General features: G+C 48.1%; 18 protein-coding genes, 18 tRNA genes and 1 pseudogene. 7 read left to right on the forward strand and 30 right to left on the reverse strand.

Going from position 1 to position 18,173, the window contains the following annotated elements; translation table 11 throughout:
* The first annotated feature begins 44 nt into the window (after window positions 1-44).
* The 3 genes from JOY44_RS27760 (at window position 45) to JOY44_RS27770 (ending at window position 2,145) form a co-directional block, all read left to right on the forward strand.
* Window positions 45-497, forward strand: a complete 453-nt coding sequence (locus tag JOY44_RS27760) for a hypothetical protein (RefSeq protein ID WP_171576709.1) — start codon at window positions 45-47, stop codon at window positions 495-497.
* A 55-nt stretch (window positions 498-552) separates the two neighbouring features.
* Entirely contained in the window at window positions 553-1,605 is a 1,053-nt protein-coding gene (locus JOY44_RS27765) for a WD40 repeat domain-containing protein (RefSeq protein WP_171576710.1), read from the forward strand.
* Between the two features lie 288 nt (window positions 1,606-1,893).
* A complete protein-coding gene (locus JOY44_RS27770; protein ID WP_171576711.1) occupies window positions 1,894-2,145 on the forward strand; it encodes a hypothetical protein in 252 nt (83 codons plus the stop codon).
* On the opposite strand, the gene JOY44_RS27775 is transcribed toward JOY44_RS27770, so the two are convergent.
* A complete protein-coding gene (locus tag JOY44_RS27775) occupies window positions 2,142-3,692 on the reverse strand; it encodes a class I adenylate-forming enzyme family protein (RefSeq protein WP_171576712.1) in 1,551 nt (516 codons plus the stop codon). The genes JOY44_RS27770 and JOY44_RS27775 overlap by 4 nt on opposite strands.
* Before the next feature lie 7 nt (window positions 3,693-3,699).
* Complete coding sequence (locus tag JOY44_RS27780; RefSeq protein ID WP_171576713.1) at window positions 3,700-4,524, reverse strand: SDR family NAD(P)-dependent oxidoreductase; 825 nt, start codon at window positions 4,522-4,524, stop codon at window positions 3,700-3,702.
* A 105-nt stretch (window positions 4,525-4,629) separates the two neighbouring features.
* Here JOY44_RS27780 and JOY44_RS27785 point away from each other — a divergent pair, with 105 nt between their 5' ends.
* Complete coding sequence (locus JOY44_RS27785) at window positions 4,630-5,289, forward strand: hypothetical protein (protein ID WP_171576714.1); 660 nt, start codon at window positions 4,630-4,632, stop codon at window positions 5,287-5,289.
* On the opposite strand, the gene JOY44_RS27790 is transcribed toward JOY44_RS27785, so the two are convergent.
* The 6 genes from JOY44_RS27790 to JOY44_RS27815 form a co-directional block, all read right to left on the reverse strand.
* Window positions 5,286-6,422, reverse strand: coding sequence for a hypothetical protein (locus JOY44_RS27790; RefSeq protein WP_197985783.1), 1,137 nt, complete (start codon window positions 6,420-6,422; stop codon window positions 5,286-5,288). The two genes, JOY44_RS27785 and JOY44_RS27790, sit on opposite strands and share 4 nt — an antisense overlap.
* A 65-nt stretch (window positions 6,423-6,487) precedes the next feature.
* Complete coding sequence (locus JOY44_RS27795) at window positions 6,488-7,267, reverse strand: hypothetical protein (protein WP_171576715.1); 780 nt, start codon at window positions 7,265-7,267, stop codon at window positions 6,488-6,490.
* A 44-nt stretch (window positions 7,268-7,311) separates the two neighbouring features.
* Window positions 7,312-7,665, reverse strand: a complete 354-nt coding sequence (locus JOY44_RS27800) for a hypothetical protein (protein WP_171576716.1) — start codon at window positions 7,663-7,665, stop codon at window positions 7,312-7,314.
* Window positions 7,666-7,690: 25 nt separating this feature from the next.
* Entirely contained in the window at window positions 7,691-8,146 is a 456-nt protein-coding gene (locus tag JOY44_RS27805; protein WP_171576717.1) for a hypothetical protein, read from the reverse strand.
* A 4-nt stretch (window positions 8,147-8,150) separates the two neighbouring features.
* Complete coding sequence (locus tag JOY44_RS27810; RefSeq protein WP_171576718.1) at window positions 8,151-8,393, reverse strand: hypothetical protein; 243 nt, start codon at window positions 8,391-8,393, stop codon at window positions 8,151-8,153.
* The gene (locus tag JOY44_RS27815) at window positions 8,365-8,733 is read right to left on the reverse strand and encodes a DUF6714 family protein (RefSeq protein WP_203032203.1); all 369 of its coding nucleotides are present in this window, start codon (window positions 8,731-8,733) and stop codon (window positions 8,365-8,367) included. The genes JOY44_RS27810 and JOY44_RS27815 overlap by 29 nt, the downstream gene beginning before the upstream one ends.
* Before the next feature lie 381 nt (window positions 8,734-9,114).
* Between JOY44_RS27815 and JOY44_RS27820 the strand changes: the two genes are divergently transcribed.
* The 3 genes from JOY44_RS27820 (at window position 9,115) to JOY44_RS27830 (ending at window position 12,888) form a co-directional block, all read left to right on the forward strand.
* A protein-coding gene (locus JOY44_RS27820) for an IS1 family transposase (RefSeq protein ID WP_415881111.1) occupies window positions 9,115-9,865 on the forward strand; the annotation gives its coding sequence in 2 pieces (ribosomal slippage) (window positions 9,115-9,372 and window positions 9,374-9,865; 750 coding nt in all).
* Between the two features lie 520 nt (window positions 9,866-10,385).
* Window positions 10,386-11,681: a group II intron reverse transcriptase/maturase gene (ltrA, locus tag JOY44_RS27825; protein ID WP_171574412.1), complete on the forward strand. Its 1,296-nt coding sequence runs from the start codon at window positions 10,386-10,388 to the stop codon at window positions 11,679-11,681.
* 205 nt (window positions 11,682-11,886) lie between these two features.
* Window positions 11,887-12,888 (forward strand): hypothetical protein, encoded by a 1,002-nt coding sequence (locus JOY44_RS27830; RefSeq protein ID WP_171576720.1) that lies wholly within the window; start codon window positions 11,887-11,889, stop codon window positions 12,886-12,888.
* 283 nt (window positions 12,889-13,171) lie between these two features.
* Here JOY44_RS27830 and JOY44_RS27835 read toward each other — a convergent pair whose 3' ends face one another.
* The 22 genes and pseudogenes from JOY44_RS27835 to JOY44_RS27940 all read right to left on the reverse strand — a co-directional run bounded on the left by JOY44_RS27835 (window position 13,172) and on the right by JOY44_RS27940 (window position 18,168).
* The gene (locus tag JOY44_RS27835; RefSeq protein WP_171576721.1) at window positions 13,172-13,735 is read right to left on the reverse strand and encodes a Uma2 family endonuclease; all 564 of its coding nucleotides are present in this window, start codon (window positions 13,733-13,735) and stop codon (window positions 13,172-13,174) included.
* 88 nt (window positions 13,736-13,823) lie between these two features.
* Window positions 13,824-15,247: pseudogene (locus JOY44_RS27840) on the reverse strand (vWA domain-containing protein).
* Window positions 15,248-15,545: 298 nt separating this feature from the next.
* The gene (locus tag JOY44_RS27845) at window positions 15,546-15,731 is read right to left on the reverse strand and encodes an SEC-C metal-binding domain-containing protein (RefSeq protein ID WP_242541923.1); all 186 of its coding nucleotides are present in this window, start codon (window positions 15,729-15,731) and stop codon (window positions 15,546-15,548) included.
* Between the two features lie 111 nt (window positions 15,732-15,842).
* Window positions 15,843-15,912: transfer RNA gene (locus JOY44_RS27850), tRNA-Ile, on the reverse strand.
* A gap of 36 nt (window positions 15,913-15,948) precedes the next feature.
* Window positions 15,949-16,149: a hypothetical protein gene (locus JOY44_RS27855; RefSeq protein ID WP_171576722.1), complete on the reverse strand. Its 201-nt coding sequence runs from the start codon at window positions 16,147-16,149 to the stop codon at window positions 15,949-15,951.
* Between the two features lie 322 nt (window positions 16,150-16,471).
* Window positions 16,472-16,548: transfer RNA gene (locus tag JOY44_RS27860), tRNA-His, on the reverse strand.
* Between the two features lie 172 nt (window positions 16,549-16,720).
* Window positions 16,721-16,797 (reverse strand) — tRNA-Ala (locus tag JOY44_RS27865).
* A 3-nt stretch (window positions 16,798-16,800) separates the two neighbouring features.
* Window positions 16,801-16,876, reverse strand: a tRNA-Arg gene (locus JOY44_RS27870).
* Between the two features lie 6 nt (window positions 16,877-16,882).
* Window positions 16,883-16,957 (reverse strand) — tRNA-Val (locus tag JOY44_RS27875).
* Window positions 16,958-16,986: 29 nt separating this feature from the next.
* Window positions 16,987-17,058: transfer RNA gene (locus JOY44_RS27880), tRNA-Gly, on the reverse strand.
* A gap of 3 nt (window positions 17,059-17,061) precedes the next feature.
* Window positions 17,062-17,135, reverse strand: a tRNA-Gly gene (locus JOY44_RS27885).
* A gap of 4 nt (window positions 17,136-17,139) precedes the next feature.
* Window positions 17,140-17,215, reverse strand: a tRNA-Thr gene (locus tag JOY44_RS27890).
* 83 nt (window positions 17,216-17,298) lie between these two features.
* Window positions 17,299-17,373: transfer RNA gene (locus JOY44_RS27895), tRNA-Thr, on the reverse strand.
* An 80-nt stretch (window positions 17,374-17,453) separates the two neighbouring features.
* Window positions 17,454-17,527: transfer RNA gene (locus JOY44_RS27900), tRNA-Leu, on the reverse strand.
* A gap of 3 nt (window positions 17,528-17,530) precedes the next feature.
* Window positions 17,531-17,606 (reverse strand) — tRNA-Lys (locus tag JOY44_RS27905).
* Window positions 17,607-17,613: 7 nt separating this feature from the next.
* A tRNA-Lys gene (locus JOY44_RS27910) sits at window positions 17,614-17,689 on the reverse strand.
* 3 nt (window positions 17,690-17,692) lie between these two features.
* Window positions 17,693-17,767: transfer RNA gene (locus tag JOY44_RS27915), tRNA-Pro, on the reverse strand.
* A 5-nt stretch (window positions 17,768-17,772) separates the two neighbouring features.
* Window positions 17,773-17,850 (reverse strand) — tRNA-Ile (locus JOY44_RS27920).
* Between the two features lies 1 nt (window position 17,851).
* Window positions 17,852-17,928, reverse strand: a tRNA-Leu gene (locus tag JOY44_RS27925).
* Between the two features lie 5 nt (window positions 17,929-17,933).
* Window positions 17,934-18,007, reverse strand: a tRNA-Leu gene (locus tag JOY44_RS27930).
* Window positions 18,008-18,010: 3 nt separating this feature from the next.
* Window positions 18,011-18,086, reverse strand: a tRNA-Pro gene (locus JOY44_RS27935).
* A 5-nt stretch (window positions 18,087-18,091) separates the two neighbouring features.
* Window positions 18,092-18,168 (reverse strand) — tRNA-Leu (locus JOY44_RS27940).
* Window positions 18,169-18,173: the final 5 nt, after the last annotated feature.

Raw genomic sequence — 18,173 nt, forward strand, 5'->3', positions numbered from 1 at the left:
TTTCTTCGAGGATGTGCCCAGGTATGCATGGTAGTAGGTTAGTCATGAAAATATGGATCGTGCCATTGCTGGCGATCGCCGCTTTGACGGTTACTATCGTATCGGTAAAAGCCGAGCGTAACCCCTATGGCAAGATACTAACGGATTTGTGGGCTGAAGGTTCACGATTAGAAAAACAGCGCGATTTTGCAGGGGCACAACGCCTCTATGAAAAAGCGTTGCAGCAGTCTCAGACGTTGCCAGATTCGCTAGTGAAACGTTGTGCGATCGCCATTTCCCGCGTTGAACTTGAATCCATGATTGCTGCTCAAACTTATATCCGTGAGCATGGGAATGATCCTAAGCTTAGGGAAGGAATAGAGATCACAATAATCCAGCAATCCTATGCTTCTTGGGAGAAGATCGGTCGAGAGCTAAAGCTGCTTTCAACGGACTGCCCATCAAGCCATTGCTTCAGTTCCATTACCCAGTTTTCATTGCTTTATTATGGTGCTTAAGTCCCTTCACTCAAAATCTTTTGCTAGTGTTTTGAAATTGGTAAACCTTGTTCACTTGCCTTACTTACTTGTAGCTGCTGTTACCTTAACCTGTGGGCAGCCCATCGCCCTAACCCAACCTAAACCTGTCACTCCCGCTGCTAAAGCTGCCCACTGCGCTAATCGTAGCTATGCGATGTTCCTCAATTCCCTGGCGATCAGCCCCGATGGTAAAACCGCCTTCAGCAGCATTTTTGACTCTGCTATTTACCGGTGGGATCTCACCACCAACAAACCAGGTCAAATCCTAGCCAACCATCAGGAAATGGTCTATGCATTGACCTTGAGCCAGGATGGTAGCCGCTTAGTCAGCGGAGGAAGTGATGGGGTGATTCGGGTTTGGCAGGCGGCGGATGGCAAGTTACTCCAGACAATGCCAGCATCTGACATCGTTTATGCTCTGAAAATCAGCCCCGATGGCAAAACCTTGGTCAGCGGCGACAGCAATAAAGACATTAAGATCTGGCAAATAGAAACGGGAAAACTGGTACGAACGCTGCGGGGGCACGATCGAGAAGTCATGTCTCTAGCCTTTACCCCTGATGGCAAAACCCTAGCCAGTGGTTCCTTTGAGACCGTTAAGCTGTGGGATATGGCGACCGGTCGCAACCTGCGGACACTAACCTGGCGCGATCGTCGGATCAGCAGCGGGTTTGCGCTGGTTGCCATCACCCCTGATGGCAAAACAGTCATTGCCGGGTCTTCTTTGACCCAGCTTGGGGCTGGACAAAACGCAATTTACAGTTGGGAGTTGGCAACCGGTAAGCCTCGCACTAATCTAGCTCCCCAACTCGATAATTGGGTCTATGGCATCGCCATCACGCCCAATGGCAAGACCTTGGTAACTGGCAATTTTGGCATCACCACTTGGGATTTAACCACGGGTAAGATTACCTATCAACAACGTACTAGTCCTGCCGGGGAGGACGATCTGGTGAGTTTGGCGATGGCGGCTGATGGCAAAACCCTATTGTTGGCGACGCAACGTAAAGGGCTTAGGCTCTGGGATTTAACGAGCCGCAAGGTAACACGGGTGCTGTTGGACAACTGTCCAGAACCCAAGTTTTGATCCCATGAACTCCCTCGCCTAGTCCTGCAGTCAAGGCTCTTGTGGCAGTCCTAAATGAGTTGTGAATCGGCACAAACGTCAATTCGATCAACTATCAATTCACCCTAACCGTCTTCGACATGATGGAGTTTAAGTGATTTACTACAGTTCAACGTCACTCAGTTCGCTCAAATGATTAAGAAGATGTTCATAATTTCCTTTTTTTCATTGCTTATTGTGGGATCAATCATCTACATAGATATCACAAAGACTCGATTTGATTCATCTACGTGGAAACAAACTAATCAGTTGAACCAAGCTTCCTACCCGCGACTGGAAATGGCAGATGATTTGATTCACGATCGCACGTTGTATGGCAAAACGAAAGCGGAGGTTATCGAACTATTGGGAAAACCATCGAATGATGGCTACTTCAAAACCTATGACTTAGTGTACTGGCTGGGTCCTTCAAGAGGTGGGTTCAGCGTGGATTCAGAATGGCTTTTGATCCAATTGAATGATTCAGGGCGAGTCAGCAAGTATGAGTTAGGACGTGACTAAAAGGAGCCGGAGTCTCGTAATGCTTTCTTATCGGGTTTGCCCAGAGCCGTGTAGGGTAGATCGGTACGGAACTCGATCAGCGCAGGCATCTGATAGCGGGCAACACGCGGTTTCAACCAGTCGCGCAACATAACTTCGTTCAGCTCCGTGTGCGGCTTTTTGATCACCACTGCTTGTAAGCGCTGACCAAATTCTGCGTCAGGAATGCCAAAAACCACCGCAGAGTCCACATCAGGGTGTTGCATGAGCATGTTTTCCAGGTCGATCGGGTAAACATTCTCACCTCCAGACACAATCATGTCATCCACTCGACCACAGAGAAAGATATCCCCCTCCGCATCTTGATAGGCGAGATCCCCTGTTTCGATCCAGCGTTTTCGATCAGTAGACCAGGCACTGCGAATACACAGGCGACCAATGCTGCGATCTCCGTCCTCCTGCTCTCTATCACTTACAATCCTGACGTTCACTCCCCAGACGGGCTGCCCGATCGAGGCAGGCTTTCGACTTAGCAGTGCCGGTGTTCCCAGGATACAAAACCCAGCCTCTGAGGTGCCATACAAATTGAAGAGACTCCGCTCCGACTGAACCAACGTGTCTTGAACCAGCGACGGACTCAACGCAGCGCCGCCAGAAAGGATGCGCTGTAAGGACGATAACGAACTTGAATTGTGCTTCAGCATTCGCTGCAACATCAACGGCACCAGTGTGACGACTTCGATTTGATGGGTGGCAATAAGAGCACAAGCCTGTGCTGCCTCGAACCGACGAGTGACATACAGTTCACCCCCAAGCACCATTCCAATCAGCAAGGCAGCTAAACCAAAGCCATGATAGATGGGCGTGGCAATGTAGAGCGATCGATAGTCGTCTAAGTTCACTTGCTTTAGCAGGGCGATAAACGGCGGCAGAAAGTTCAAGACTGAGGGTTTACGGCTCGCAGGCTTGGGTTGCCCGGTGGTGCCACCCGTCATCACGACAATGTTGCCAGTTTTGACCGTTTTTAGCGGGCTGTTCGTTAATCGAGGGATGGACGACAGTTGGTCGATAGAAGGGGCAGTGACATGGTAAGCCGGGAGCGCCCGACGCTGTTGCAAAGCGGCTTCAAGCCAGGGAGAGACGGGCTGCTCGTCCTGCCAGTCAAAAATGAAAAAGTCGATCGCTAACCGTTCGGTCAATGCTTGCATCTGGTGACTGCTCAGTTCTGGGTTCAGCAGAAACAGGTTTGCGCCTAAACGCGAGACGGCAAAGATGGCTTTAATCCCAGCGGCATGGTTGCGGCAGGCGATCGCGACTTTTTGCTGGCGCTGAATGCCATAGTCTCGCTGTAAGGTCAGTGCTAACGATTCAGCCTGTTGCCAGAGTTGGCGGTAACTGAAGCGATCGCGGTCGTCAGTTACCGCCAGACGGTGAGGATGTAATTGAGACACCAGGCGTAACAGTGCCATCAGATTGACCCCTGTGGTGACTAACGCAACTAAGAGATGGAACAATCCAGTGGGGGTCAGCAACTGGGCACGATATAGCTTGCGGATCAGCCTTACCATAGCCCTCCTACCGATTTCGTCTTAAGTAATGGCTCATCGCGACCTCCCACCATCCACGCCCCAGCACAGAAGCCATTTGCCCCAGCATCAACCACCAGGGAGCATAGGTGCGTTTACGAGAGAGCATTGCTTTACAGATCAATTGCGCCACCTGTTCCGGCTGCATTGCGGGCAGGTGCTGGTATGCCTGAGTCGGCTCAATCATTCTAGTCCGCACTAGGGGAAGATAAATAGAGGTTGTTCTGACCCCGCGAACATTCAATTCTGGGCTGACACACCGAAACCATTGATCGAAGGCGGTTTTTGATGCTTGATAAGCTGCCCATTTAGGTGCCGGAATGAGCAACACGTTCACGGCAGAGATATTGATCACCTGCCCTCGACGAGCCACCAAGCTGGGAATCAGCCCCAACATTAGTTGCACCGGCGCAAAATAATTCAAATTCATGGTGCGAGTAAAATCATGGGGGCGATCGAGCGAGTCAAAAATGGAGCGGCGAATCGACTTCCCAGCATTGCTGACGAATATATCAATCCCTCCAGAGCATTGTTGTAAGTGGGCGAGGAGCGCTTGCACCGCTACTGTATCCCTCAGATCACAAGGGAAAATGTTAGCTCGTCCTCCTTTAGCTTCTACTCGTTGTTTCACGTCTATGAGTTTTGCTTCGGTACGGGCTACCAGCAGCAAATGAGCCTGGGTCTCTGCCAATTTTTCTGCCAAACACTCGCCAATACCATAACTTGCTCCCGTAATCAGGATGGTTTTTCCAGCTAAATCGTGTTGAAGCTGAGTGTCACTAAAATCTAAAAATGGAAAAAAAAGGAGTCTCATGAAGAATGCTCATACGGCATTAAAGTAGTCATCGTTTACTTTAAAGTTGTCAGTAAGATGCAGAAGAATGTACCATTCGATTCATTTCAAACAAGATTAAGAACAATGAAGAACTACCCGCAGGTACTTCGACAAGTTGGAATAATTTGGATCGGATTTGGCATAACAGACATTTTTTATCTTCTGTACTCTGTCGTGAATGGCAAGAGCTATTTTCTAGGATGGTATGTACTGGCGATCGCCGTCGGCGTTCTGCTATTTAGGGAAAACTTAAAGGTTGCCTGTTGGACAGGAGATGCCGCCGCATTTTTGCTGGTTGGTATTTTTGGATTTCTTCTAACCAGCTTATTGATGAGACCGTTGGAGTTGTGGAAGGTTCACCTCCAACTTTATCCAATCCACGTTATCTATTTTTTGGTTTTTCACATCTGCTTAATGGTTGGCTTGAGTTGGACTCATCAGCAACTGCGTAACCGAGTCGTTTTGCAGGCTTGTGCTGCGGCTGGAATGAAAACAAAGTTTCCTAAAATAGCCTTTGGTCTATTTGTTGGCTTTATTGTTTCTTTCACGTTTTTAACGCACTCGGTACTGAATGGAACAGATGCAGCAGAAGCAAAACGGTTAGCCCAAATTCAACTAGGAGAGCAATACGCCTATCATGTCACTGGACTACAGTGGTCTGGTGATCAAGTGTCTGCCAAGGTCACAGCCTATTCAAACAATGAGATTCGTTTCACGAAAGTTAACTGGAGCAGAAAAAGCTAAGGGTAGCACGCCTCGTATCCCCAAGGTGGTTTAGAATTGCGTGATTGCCCAAGGTCATAGGCTTCATAACAAGCAAACTCTTGCACTTTATTGTTGACTAAGCCGTAGGTGACATCGCCCTCAGGCTTGGCTGAAAATGCCACCATACTAATGGTTGGGCAACTTGTGATAATAGCTGAACTCACTCGTTCCATCAGTTTAGATGAAGCCAGGATATCATACCCTCCACTGCCATCCATGAAAAACTTGTACCCATCGGGGCGACTCGTCGGATTGTCAGGATAGTATGCGCTGACCTTCGTAGGGGTCAGGTGAAGCGAATTCAGGTTTTTGACATTAAGGAGTGTACTATGGGCAGTGATTAATGCCTGGTTACAACTTAATTCTTGATCAGACATTGGATTTGCCCAGCCAAGCGGCGTACACATCCCACGCGATCCCGGCATCGTGGATTGGCACCAGTAATAGCCCTCACCAAATACAACTCCGTCTTTAACGTATTTGAGTCGGGAAACGGGTCTCCACTCGGTCTGCCCATTTTCATCGGCATAGTAGTATTGATTTCCTTTAACAAACAACGACATCCCAGCACCTCCAATCCAATATTTGCCGCTGTTGATTTTACTGACGGCATTGGATGGTTGAGCTTGGCAGCGATCGAAAATCCATAGCACATCCCCAATTAAGGGTGGGGTTTCAGTGCCCCTGCGTTGATAGTAGTCATGGCTGCCTAATTGGGCAATAACGGCATACTCAGGAGCCTCTTTTTCCTCTCCTAACCAAAGCGGTGTTGCAGATTTCAAAGCTTGGTTAAAAAATGTGATCCAGAAGCTTTTGTTCTGGTTTGAGTGACTTTTGGATAGTTCATTGAGCCAAACTGACCCATACCCGCTCGATTGATTGACTGTAAACTGATAGAGCGATCGATGTTGGGAATGATGCATCACAGCCGTTGCATAGTAGGGAGTATTAGGCGGGGGTGCGTCGAAAACTAATTCAAAGCCCTTGCCATCTCCATCTCGATAAACACTGCTCGCAATGGGGCACACTTTTGCTGGGGCTGCTTCTGCTAGAGATGGCATAGACAGCGCAACAATAAACAGCATCAATCCAGCCAAGTTCTTAGTCTTCATCAACTGCCACCATACCTCATCAGTTAATCTTGATTAAGTCTTTAAAGAGGATTAGATTAGAGTCTTTACCAATTTTGAGTTGGCAGAGAGACCGTTTTGATCAAGCGATCGCTGGCTCGCACACAACATTTTTCTTTAGTTCTCAACCAGGAGCTTCCGTCGGGCAGTTCGACCAGATTTCGACCATCTAGCATTTCTCGACCTAACTTACTAATGATTTGCCCTTTCCGGTAGGAATACTTCACAACTCCATTCGGTTGATCTCGACAGTTCAGCATCCCATCGGCAGAAACAACTTGCCATTGCGTCCAGGTATAAATCCCTGATTCACCCAAAAACGTGTTGCTGTTGGCGTTGGTAAAGTCCCCCCGATTGTTAGCTTTAGGTAAAGCTTCTAGCAGGTTTAGCTGGAATTTTTGTCCTTTCAGAACTTTACAATCCTGATTATGAGGATGAATGAAATTCACCGACTCGCGAGTGACAATCCAGTTCACCTGAGCAACCATCGGTAGTCCTGCTTGAGGATTAGGACGACGAATGCTGATACGCCCCGTACAGGTATCACTGAACATCCCTGATAAATAGGTGTAAGTCTTGTCGCGACGAATACTGGTGATATTCAACTGCCCTCGAATGGGCTTACCATTTTCCATCGTTTCGTATACGCTATAAAACTGTCCCTTACCAGTCATTTCAACAACAGCGATCGTGGTCACTCTATTGCTATAAGTGGTATGAATCCATTTCTCAGTCGGCTCGGCTGCACCCTCGATCGCAGACACCAACAGCATTTTGAGTGAGGACAAAAGGAAAACAGCGATCGAAGCTTGAGCATGCTGATACATAATCACTTCTTGACCTGTACGACTACAGCTTGACAAAAATTGGACTAATTAGTTGAAAGCATAATTTGAAAAGCCCGATGCAGTTCAGTTCCAGAATAGATAAAGAAAATCCAGAAAATAGGGATGAGGATTAAGTTTAGATCCAGTGGTATCCGAAGTTTCTGAGCAATCTTCGCGATCGCAATATAGGTGATTAGTAGCAGAAGACTACCAATCATATAGTGGTAAAGGGTTTTCAAGCCCAAAGCCCACCCTCTTGCATATTCATTTTGAACACCTGGAACACCCAACACCCACAAACAGAGTGTCAACACACAAACAACCGATGTGATACAGATAAATAGAAAAGTGCCCTGCTTAAAGACTGCTATGGCACCTGTATTCCCATTTCTGCTCATTTAAGTCCTCCTGTATCTTTTTTCTTTAGTTCTGATCCGGGATGCACTTCACATTTTTTGCTACAGACCAGAGTCCCACCAATATGGCAACTCCATAAGCCAACAACAATCCCGGAAAAGCATGTTCCACCAGTGTCCAGTGAGGAATGTCGCTAGGACCAGAGCGGGGGGCATTGCCGAGCAAAATTTGTAGATTAGAATAGCAAGGAGCGCCGTCCTTAGCCCGAAAGCAGTTGCCAGGTGACATGAGAATCGTTGCAACTTGTAGGGCTAAAGCAATACTCCAAATCCGGTATTTGATTCGGAATGTTTTGGTGCGGCTTTGCAAGACAATTGTCCACAACCAAGCTAAAGCAATTGCATAGAGTGGGTAAAGCACGACGGTATAGACTATAAAACCAATGATGGTGTTTGATGCGATCAGGAATAGAACAACACTCAAGCAGAAATAGATTGTCAGTACCAAACCAAATTTAATCATTGCCTTACTCCTTGATGAAGTTCTCCCATGCCCAGACAACTTGCACAACTGCCTGACTTTCAGCGTTTTCACCCTGTTCCCCCACGACAAACCGGAGAAAGTTCGCGATCGCTAAACTTTGATTTCTGTCAAACCCGTAAGCGGCAAACACCGGATCAGGCAGACTTTTTCTTAACGATCCCACTAAATTCGTGATCCTGAAGAATGGAATCCAGACATCAATGTGTCCTTCTAACCCTGCAATCATATAGCGTTTCCGGCTCCTGTGAGGTACAAACTAAAGGCTCAAACCCTTGCTCTCTATTATTCTGCCCGTACCTCATCCGACAGAAAACCGCTATAAAAGCTGGGAGGTAGTAGCGTGTACCCTGTTCATCCATAAACGACAGAGCTGATTCAAAGTCGACCAAAGTTACACGCTGAATCTCTGTCCAGTGTGTATCGGTATCTTGTAATCGTGCGGCTGCAACGGCTTTATCAGAAGCGTAGCTGTCCAACGCGATCGCTTGATGCAACGTCACACCATCCCAGCGTTCTACGTTGGCAAATGCGCTTGCAATTTGCTCAATCAGTACTTGTGATGTCAAAGAGTTGCACATACACCGATTCGATGCCCATTGTTTGAGTGTTACAGGTATTATTAAATTCACCTGCATCTCAAACAATTCCCGTTTCACAATCCTACAAATCAGCTAGATGTAGAGTTTTATAACTCCTAAACTATTCCAAGATTCTATGATTGTCATTCCTGAAAATGTCTGGAAAAGTCTGGAAAAAATGGTTGAAAATGCTACGGGTAGTTGAATTGCAGAGTAGTCTTAGGGGGTTGAGTAGTAATGGATGTTGTTGGCGAATTGTACTATTGGGAATAGAAATCGAATGTTCAATGACATAGCTTAGATTAGGTAATGTTCTAGACCTGTGGAAATGCGAGAATACAGACAGGCGTTTACCCGTGAACTTACAGCATGGTTTTAGAACCTGTTCTTTGTCCTGATTGTGGAAGCAATAACGTGGTCAAGCACGGTCGCTCTGAGGAGAGCAAGCAACGTTATAAATGTCGTAATTCGGAATGCGCTCGCAGCACCTTCATTCGAGACTATGCTTACCGAGGCTACTTGCCCGAAGTCAAACAGCAGATTGTTGATATGGCAGTCAACGGGAGTGGCATCCGAGATACTGCACGAGTGTTGAAGATTAGTCCGACTACGGTGATTGAAGAGTTAAAAAAAAGATCGACATCTCAAAGCAGTCAATGAAGCTCGTCTAGCCCAGCTTGAACCGACTCAAACCATCGTCAAGCTGTGCCAATGGGAGGATGTAGAGGCAGAAGTGGATGAGATGGGTCGTTTTGTCCACTCCAAGCAACAGCAACGTTGGTTGTGGCACGCCATTGATCATGCAACAGGCGAAGTATTGGCATATGTCTTGTCGAACCATCAAGACACGGCTTTTCTCGAACTCAAGTCATTGTTGGAGCCATTTGGGATTATGCAGTTCTATACGGACGGCTGGGGTGCTTATGAGCGACATCTGGAGCCAGCGTTTCATACCGTTGGTAAACACAATACTCAGACGATTGAGCGTAAGCATTTGACTTTACGGACTCGGATCAAGCGATTAGCTCGCAAAACTATTTGCTTTTCTAAGTCCATCTGGTTGCACGATGTAGTCATTGGACTGTTCATCAATCGCTATGAATTTGGCTTGCTGGTTTAGAGCTATCCACAGGTCTAGAACATTAGTGCGCCGAGCGAAGCTCGGCTCTGCCAACCAGGGGAAGAACCTGGTCAGGGAAGCCTTGGCAAGGCACCAAGTACCGAGTGTTGCGCTGTCATCGGCAACGAGGACAGTGAAGCGTACACAGGGAGATGATGGGCTGCAATGCGAAAGCGTGAAGGGATTGAGCCCCGAAATTAGACATACACGTGGATGCCGACACAGTTCGTGTTGTGGAAGGCAAAACCAACAGAGCCAACTGCCAGGGTTCTGGAGGGTCCACCGGGGTCGGAGACCGTAGCACGTCATCAAGGTAGAGTCGGGAACTCGGGAGGTCCCATGAACTCCTCCATCGGGGGGTAGAGCCGCACAACCGGCAAACCGGAAGAACGCTCAACGATTCATGGGAAGTCGGATGTCCCCATAGTAGTGAAGAAGTGGGGTAACGCCCACGGAGCGAAGGGGGACACATTGGGTCGAACACTCGAAGGCAACATCAACCACACTCAGAGGTGGAAGTATGGTGACAACAGGAATCGAGCGGATAGCCGAACGGGCTCACAGAGAACCAGGGACTGTCTTCAGTGCCCTGATACACCACTATAGTGTGGAGAATCTGCGAGCCTGCTTTCAGTCGCTAGACAACAAAGCGCCTGGAATCGATGGAGTGACGAAAACGGAGTACGGACAGAACCTGGAGGAAAATCTACAGGGGTTGCACCGGAAACTGAACCAGATGTCGTATCGACCCCAAGCGGTACGACGAGTCGAGATTCCCAAAGAAGATGGCAGCTTGCGCCCTCTGGGAATTAGTTGCGTTGAAGACAAAATCGTTCAGGAGATGACTCGTCGGGTCTTAGAATCAATTTACGAACCGGTATTCCTCAGTAACTCCTATGGGTTTCGACCCCATAAAGGATGTCATGATGCCCTGCGGCAACTGCATCAGGAGGTCATGGGGCAACCCGTTGGGTGGATTGCAGACCTAGACCTGGCTCAATTCTTCGACACCATGCCGCACCAGGAAATCCTCAAGGTATTAGCCCTGCGGATTCGGGATAGAAGATTCCTACAGGTGATTGCGCGAATGCTCAAAGCCGGAGTCCAAACCCTAGGCGGCGTAGTACAGGATGAATTGGGTAGCCCGCAAGGCTCGATAGTCTCCCCCGTCATTGCAAATGTGTTCTTGGATTTTGTGCTAGATCAGTGGTTTACCACCATTGTGCGCCAGCACTGCCGAGGCTACTGCGCTCTGATCCGGTATGCGGACGATAGCATTGCCTTGTTTGAGTTCGAGGACGATGCTCGACGATTCATGCGGGTTCTGCCCAAGCGATTGGAGAAGTTCGGCTTGCGCCTCAATGAGGAGAAAACCCAACTTCTTCCCTGCGGCAAGCGGCAAGCGGGTCTAGCCCTCAAGTACGGGAGAAAATTCCCCAGCTTTGATTTTCTGGGGTTCACCCATTACTGGGGCAAGAGTCGCAACGGAAAAGCCCGATTAAAGCGCAAGACTTCAAAGAAACGATTTCGCCGTGCGTTAGTCACCCTCAATCAATGGTTGCAGCAAAAACGCAATGCTCATAAGCTGCCTCAGCTATGGCAAGCAATCGGGCAAAAGCTGCGCGGACACTTCAACTACTTTGGGGTCACCGACAACGGTCATGCGCTCTACCACTTTGAAGACGCAGTTCACAAGCTGGTCTTCAAATGGCTGAATCGACGGAGTCAACGACGTAGCTTTCGCTGGGAGAGCTTTCTACGCTATCTGGCGTGGCATCCTCTCCCCAGACCTGGTCGCTTAGTGTCGCTTTATTAGAGCAGGTGAATGGCTCAATGAAGAGGCTTGTGCGGGAAAACCGCAGGCAGGCTTCTGTGAGGGGGAGGTTTCCAACGATGCAAGGCTAAATCGTGTGACACTCTCGTATTCCGAAAGGGGAGAGCAACGGGGAATACAAAGCAAGCCTAAACATTGGAGGAACCCTCTCTACTCGACCCTTGCCCAACTAATTAGTGAAAAAGCAATGAAGATTGGCGGTATGACATCACATAGCAAGCCTTTTTTTGTCTTTGAAGGTCCACCAAAAAGTGAATATATAACTATCATAAATGAGACTTTTAGTGTTCTCAATGATGATCAGACACTTGCAGAATACGGAGTTTCTGACGAAATTGCTAAAAGCTTAGCAAATAACTCAGAATCAATTGGTCAATTTATGAACTCTTGCTACGAATATATTGATAGTAAGAGGGGTAATCTTGAAGACAGTGTCACTAATTTTAAGAGAAAAAGAATTCATCTTTGGATGTTGTTTGCAAGCTTTGAAGACGATTTGGGTAGAAATCATGGCATAATCCGTAGCTTAACTTTTGGGGATTTACAAAAGGTTCAAATTAAGCGCTTACTGATAGGAGATTCGCAAGAAGCAAAGTACTGGGAACCTAGACAAGGAATATTTGGGCTAGTATCTGATTATCTTGATCTTCGAGTTACTTATCTACCTCTTAGAACAGCAGCAGCAATTCTATCTGCATATGGATCACAAGAATTAGTTGAAACTTTAAAGCGAAAAGATTTGATTGAAAGAGAGGCAGTTAAATTAACCGCTCGTAATTCATTGCTTAATAATACTGCTGTAGGTGCTTTCCTGCAAGGAAAAGGCTTCATTGATCTTGATGTATCTAAGCGAGGTCAACTAAGCGAGAAGCAAAAATTAATATTCAAGGAAATTGTGAAGATTGCAAGGAATGATGATGAGTCTATAAACATAGCAATTAAAAACGCCCTTGAAGATTGGAATCCAGATCCTGAAGCTAAGTTTTATACGGAGCTTAGAGTGTGTGACAACATAATTTGTGATATTACCTATGTAACTTCAACTGATATCTTTTGTGTAGAAGTAAAATGGACTTCTGATATTCTTCAGGAAAGTTATGTTAAGTCAGAAACTTCTAAAAGAGTTAGAGATTTCTGTGAATATCTTCCAGAATTAAAAACTTATCTTGAGCAAAGCCAAAGTGTATAATGATCCGCTCAAGATAACTGTGACTTAGTTATTTTCAGTGCAAAGGTTGACATACATTTTCCCTTTCACAATCTGCTTCATGATGAATCAATGTTTAATAGGCATTGCTTATTGGGTAGTGAGTAAGCAATGCCTAAACTAGTTATCCGATCTCACTGGCAGCGGCATGTCCAGAATCTCCATCAGCAGGTCCAAGCGAGAAGGGCGCATCAACAGCGGGACAAGGTTCGGCAAGCTGTAGTAGTCTTCCGCAAAGGTGAATGTTATTTATGAATGGCTGTTTCTAAAGCTTCAACCAGCCAAACACATCAGCGATAGTAAGTTGCAAGTTAGCAATTAAATTGGGAACAGGTAAAGCGTCTTGTTCTTCTTGTAGAAACTCAGGTTGTTGTCCTGATGGGTAGATAAGGAGCGATCGCTCCTCTGGATCAATCAACCAACCCATCTGACAACCGTGCTTTAAACAATGCAGAATATTACCAGTTACTTTGGTTGGACTTTGATCTGGAGAAAGAATCTCGATCGTCCAATCAGGGCAAATTGGAAAGACGTTAGCAATATCGCCATTCTCATCCACTGGGATTCGATCCCAGGAAAAGACAGTAACATCAGGAACGATCGATCTGCCGCCAAATGTACATCTTAATTCTGGAAACGCATGGGCAACTCGATGCTTTTTAACAACTGCATTGATCGCTGTTATCAGTTCGCCTTGAATAATACTGTGCTTTCCCTGCGGCATGGGCTTTTGAATCACCTGTCCATTGATATATTCACTCGCAGGTTTTGTTTCTGGTAATTTCAGAAACTCCTTCAGCATGATTGTTTTTTCTGGTACCTGTACCATCCGAAACATTCCCCTTGCTTAACATCAACCCAGCAAAGTAGAAAGGGCATTACCCACCACAGCGATGAGTTATGCCCTATTCTAAACCCTACTTATCCAAGCGCACTGGCAGCGGCATGTCCAGAATCTCCATCAGCAGCTCCAGACGAGAAGGGCGCGTCAACAGCGGTACAAGGTTGGGTAAGCTGTAGTAGTCTCCTGCAAAGGTAAACGTCTCTACAGGTGCTTGCTGTCCCTTCAGTTGGCTCTCTAGCCAGTTGCAGTAACCACCCACCCGCACGATTACTACATTAGGCATGATTGCCAACTCCCGGCAGTAGGTCTTGTAAACCTCACCGAAGTAGGGAGCCGCATTCTCACCCTCATCTGTGACGATGATGATCTGATCCACAATTTGCCGCTTCTTCCGCATGGCTTCCAGAGGCGCACCGATGCTGGTGCCACCCCCTGCCTTGATGTGCTGGAATGCCCGCTCCCAGTCAGTCAACTCCTTGCCCTGTGCCGTCACAGGATAGGGAATGTTGTCGAAGGCATAGACAAACAGGTCTGCCTGGGTAATGCCAGAGATCAGGGCAGCGATTCGCTTACCTAACTCGATCGCATTTTCCATTGAACCCGACTTGTCCACCAACAAAGCAGTCGGACGGGTAATCACACCCCGTCGCTTCACCTGCTCATTCGTCACCTTCTCCAACCGAGCCACGGTATCGTCATCGAGATCGGCTGCATCAGCGGCAACCTGTGCTTTGAATGCGGCAACCCGCGCACTCTTGGATGCTTCATCCAGCTTGCCATCAATCAACGCCTTAACCTCTGGGTGATCCATTGCCCCTCTTGCCTGGAGGGACTTGAGGTTGTTGATTACTTCTTGAGGAGTCATAACGCCACCAAGACAACCGGAGTCAGTTGCTTAACCGCACCAATGGCGATCGTGTAAGGCAACTTGAACTCGACAATCAACCGTGCTTGTTCTGCGGCACTTTCAACCTTCGCAAGCTGCTTCAACACCTCTGCTAGTGAACCCACTGGAGGGTGATCACGGAACAGAATCGCATTTGCCCGCTCACCCGGCTTGATGTGCAACGAGGCATACAAGTGCTTCATTGCCTTCCGTCCCCGTAGTGCGGCGCGATCGAACAGGGCAGGGTTACTTTCTCGCACCTTCAGATACCGCTGCACCGCAGTCCAGGCAGAACGAGGGAGCTTATTGCGGTGCTGCTTCATGAAGTCCACGACACGAGCTACCTGATAAGGCGGAAACTCTTGCAGCATGGTGAATCCAGCATCCCGGTGTTCGGTCAAATTGCTGGTCAGCAAATGAGCAACAAACACTTCCTTGTGATCGCGTACATTGCCGTTGCGCTGATACCAAACTGCTAAATGTCCGTAAAAGATGGGGTCGCGTTCCACGATTAGTTTGTGGATTTCTGCCACCTGTTCCAGCTTGCGGTGGGGAGTGGTGAGCAAGCTGTTCAGCATTTCCAGCCGTAAATCCCGTTCGATGTTGTTCATGGGAACCTCCTCTAGTTTTCAATGAATGAGGAGGCAGATGTTGCACGCAACGGTGATGAGTCACCGCGCAAGTTACAGAAGCTGGGCTGAAGGGTGTTATCCCTTCAGGTTTGCCTGCTATTGGTCTCAGGCTTGCAGCGTATCCCTCCAGATACACACCTTGGTTTTGGTGGAGAGTATGTAAGCTTCTGCGATCGGGGCGCGGCAACAACTGCCAAATAAGATAGGGAAAGTGAGAATTGGCGAGGCTATTGCCTAAAAGTAGTGGCTGCGTAGACTACCGTCATATCTGCCACTGTTACGGCAACATCGCTTGAAAGGAACGTCCAGAACCACAAGGGCACAAATCACTGTTCCCCAGTTTCTCCTGGAGTTCTTTGTCACCGTGAACGACTCGATATCCTCGTTTCACAGATGTTTCTGATGGATATCCTCGACGACGTTTGCTAGAGGGTTCAAAAGCAGACCGTTTCCAGTTCGTCAAAACCTTCTAACTCGTCATCTAGATTGATGTTATGGGAATTGATTTGCTTCATCATTCTCACCTCCAGCTAATTAGAGTGAAATCACCTCGTGCAAGTTGAAAAAGCGGTTGTGTCATACGCAGGATTTGAACCTGCAACCAATCGTTTATGAGACGATTGCTCTACCATTGAGCAAGTATGTAGGCTTTTCCGGTTAGGGCACGAAGTGAAAATAAGTTAACCGTAAACAGCTTCAGGACGAATGATCAAATCACCGCTTGGACGACGATCAAGCACATAAGCAGAAAGACAATTGACGTTGACATCCAAATGCCGAGAGACTCGTTCTTTGACTGCCATATCATTCATGCCTGCGGTAATTCCTAGTTGAGTTTCTGATAGGTCGAGCGATCGACCTTCAAATCGAATATGTACCATTGCTATCACCTCTTGCTTATCAATATAGCGTTTCCGGCTCCTGTGAGGTACAAACTAAAGGCTCAAACCCTTGCTCTCTATTATTCTGCCCGTACCTCATCCGACAGAAAACCGCTATAGGACAACGGAAGGAGGAGGAGTCGAACCTCAATAGCGTTACACTATCCTCTGGTCTTCCAAACCAGTTGCCGTCCACACAGCCGCACCTTCCATCAGCGGAAACTGGAGGAATCGAACCTCTACAGCATGAACTGCACGCCTGTTTACCCTACGGGAAGCAAGCTACGAGACAGGTTGCTGAGCTTCAGCTACAGCTTCCATTTGGGGTGACTGACGAGAGTCGAACTCGCTAACACTGGTGTCACAGACCAGCCCCTCCACCACTTCGGGTTCAGTCACAGTGGATCTGATCGGAATCGAACCGATCTCCTCCCGATGAGAATTGCACTCATCCCTCGTACAAGTTCACAAAGCTGTTTTTGCTTCTTGACAGGAAGTTAGTATGTAAGCTTTGTCGGTTAGGGTACAAGGTGGTTTAGGCGCTCTGCCACTAGAGCTACAGACCCAGGGTTGGTGGATTCTGGTCGGATTTGAACCGACATCTTTCTGCTTGCAAGGCAGACGCTTTCCCAGTTAAGCTACAGACCCCTATGGCAGGAGTGGTAGGGATCGAACCTACACAAGTCGATTTAGAAGATCGATGCCCTTTCCATTAGGCGACACTCCCAAAAGTTGGTAGTCCTGGCAGGATTTGAACCCGCAACCCGGTTCTTGTAAGGAACTCGCTCCACCATTGAGCTACAGGACTATAAGAGCCATTGCCTTTCGGCACGCTCAAGCGATCGATGGGACTCGAACCCATGCGCTGAGACTGGCAGACTCAGATGCTCGCCGCTACATCACGATCGCGTTTGGTATGGACAGTGGGACTCGAACCCACACCAAGAGGTTGGAAGCCTCACATGCTACCGCTACACCACGTCCACATTCTGGGGCTGACGACAGGAGTTGAACCTGCAACCTTTCGCTTACAAGGCGATTGCTCTGTCGACTGAGCTACACCAGCACGTTTGGATCAGACGATGGGGTTTGAACCCATATCGGGAGCGTACCAAGCCCCTGTGTTGACCGTTACACCACATCTGCATCTGGAGCAGGCGACAGGAGTTGAACCTGCATGAAGGCTGTACGAGAGCCTCATGTTGCCCGTTACATCACACCTGCATTTGGACGCGGGGGTGAGAGTTGCACTCACTGATCGCAGCTTATGAGACTGCCGAGCCGCTCTTGCTCTATCCCCGCTATACCCCCGGCGAGAGTCGAACTCGCAACAATCCGGGTTTAAGCCGGACACGTCTGCCAATTGCGTCACAGGGGCATTTGGTAGGTTGTATAGGGTTTGAACCTATGCACTTCCGCTTAAGAGGCGGCTGCTCTACCAACTGAGCTAACAACCCGAAGCATTGGTGGGTCGCCAGAGATTTGAACTCTGATCTGTCTGCTTAAAAGGCAGCCACTCTAACCGTTGAGCTAACGACCCGAATGGTCTGAGTGGTAGGGATTGAACCTACGACCTCCGGTTCCCCGAACCGACGTGCTGCTGCTGCACTACACTCAGATATTTGGTGCACCGAGCAGGAGTCGAACCTGCTAATAACACGCTTATCGGGCGTGCGCGTCCACCACTTCCGCCTTCGGTGCTTGGTACTCCCGACAGGATTTGAACCTGCATAATCTAGGCTCTCGACCTAGCACGTATTCCAGTTTCGTCACGGGAGCATCAGTACCCTTGGTGGGAGTCGAACCCACAAAATCTGGTCTCTGAAGCCAGCACGTCTGCCAGTTCCGTCACAAGGGCAAATGGTCGGGATGGTAGGATTTGAACCCACGACTCCTTGGTCCCAAACCAAGGCTTCTGACCACTGAATTACATCCCGATGCTTGGTACTCCTGACAGGATTTGAACCTGCAACGCATCGCTTCTAAGGCGATCGCCTCTTCCAGTTGGGCTACAGAAGCATAGT

It is taken from the genome of Leptolyngbya sp. Cla-17, from assembly GCF_016807185.1.
Classification (GTDB): Bacteria; Cyanobacteriota; Cyanobacteriia; order Leptolyngbyales; family Leptolyngbyaceae; genus ULC077BIN1.

Coding starts and splice junctions, on each gene's coding strand:
- ltrA (WP_171574412.1), top strand. CDS start 10,386: ATGGTGACAACAGGAATCGAGCGGATAGCCGAACGGGCTCACAGAGAA.
- JOY44_RS27800 (WP_171576716.1), bottom strand. CDS start 7,665: ATGAGCAGAAATGGGAATACAGGTGCCATAGCAGTCTTTAAGCAGGGC.
- JOY44_RS27775 (WP_171576712.1), bottom strand. CDS start 3,692: ATGGTAAGGCTGATCCGCAAGCTATATCGTGCCCAGTTGCTGACCCCC.
- JOY44_RS27805 (WP_171576717.1), bottom strand. CDS start 8,146: ATGATTAAATTTGGTTTGGTACTGACAATCTATTTCTGCTTGAGTGTT.
- JOY44_RS27830 (WP_171576720.1), top strand. CDS start 11,887: ATGAAGATTGGCGGTATGACATCACATAGCAAGCCTTTTTTTGTCTTT.
- JOY44_RS27780 (WP_171576713.1), bottom strand. CDS start 4,524: ATGAGACTCCTTTTTTTTCCATTTTTAGATTTTAGTGACACTCAGCTT.
- JOY44_RS27790 (WP_197985783.1), bottom strand. CDS start 6,422: ATGAAGACTAAGAACTTGGCTGGATTGATGCTGTTTATTGTTGCGCTG.
- JOY44_RS27835 (WP_171576721.1), bottom strand. CDS start 13,735: ATGGTACAGGTACCAGAAAAAACAATCATGCTGAAGGAGTTTCTGAAA.
- JOY44_RS27855 (WP_171576722.1), bottom strand. CDS start 16,149: ATGGTACATATTCGATTTGAAGGTCGATCGCTCGACCTATCAGAAACT.
- JOY44_RS27760 (WP_171576709.1), top strand. CDS start 45: ATGAAAATATGGATCGTGCCATTGCTGGCGATCGCCGCTTTGACGGTT.
- JOY44_RS27795 (WP_171576715.1), bottom strand. CDS start 7,267: ATGTATCAGCATGCTCAAGCTTCGATCGCTGTTTTCCTTTTGTCCTCA.
- JOY44_RS27785 (WP_171576714.1), top strand. CDS start 4,630: ATGAAGAACTACCCGCAGGTACTTCGACAAGTTGGAATAATTTGGATC.
- JOY44_RS27810 (WP_171576718.1), bottom strand. CDS start 8,393: ATGATTGCAGGGTTAGAAGGACACATTGATGTCTGGATTCCATTCTTC.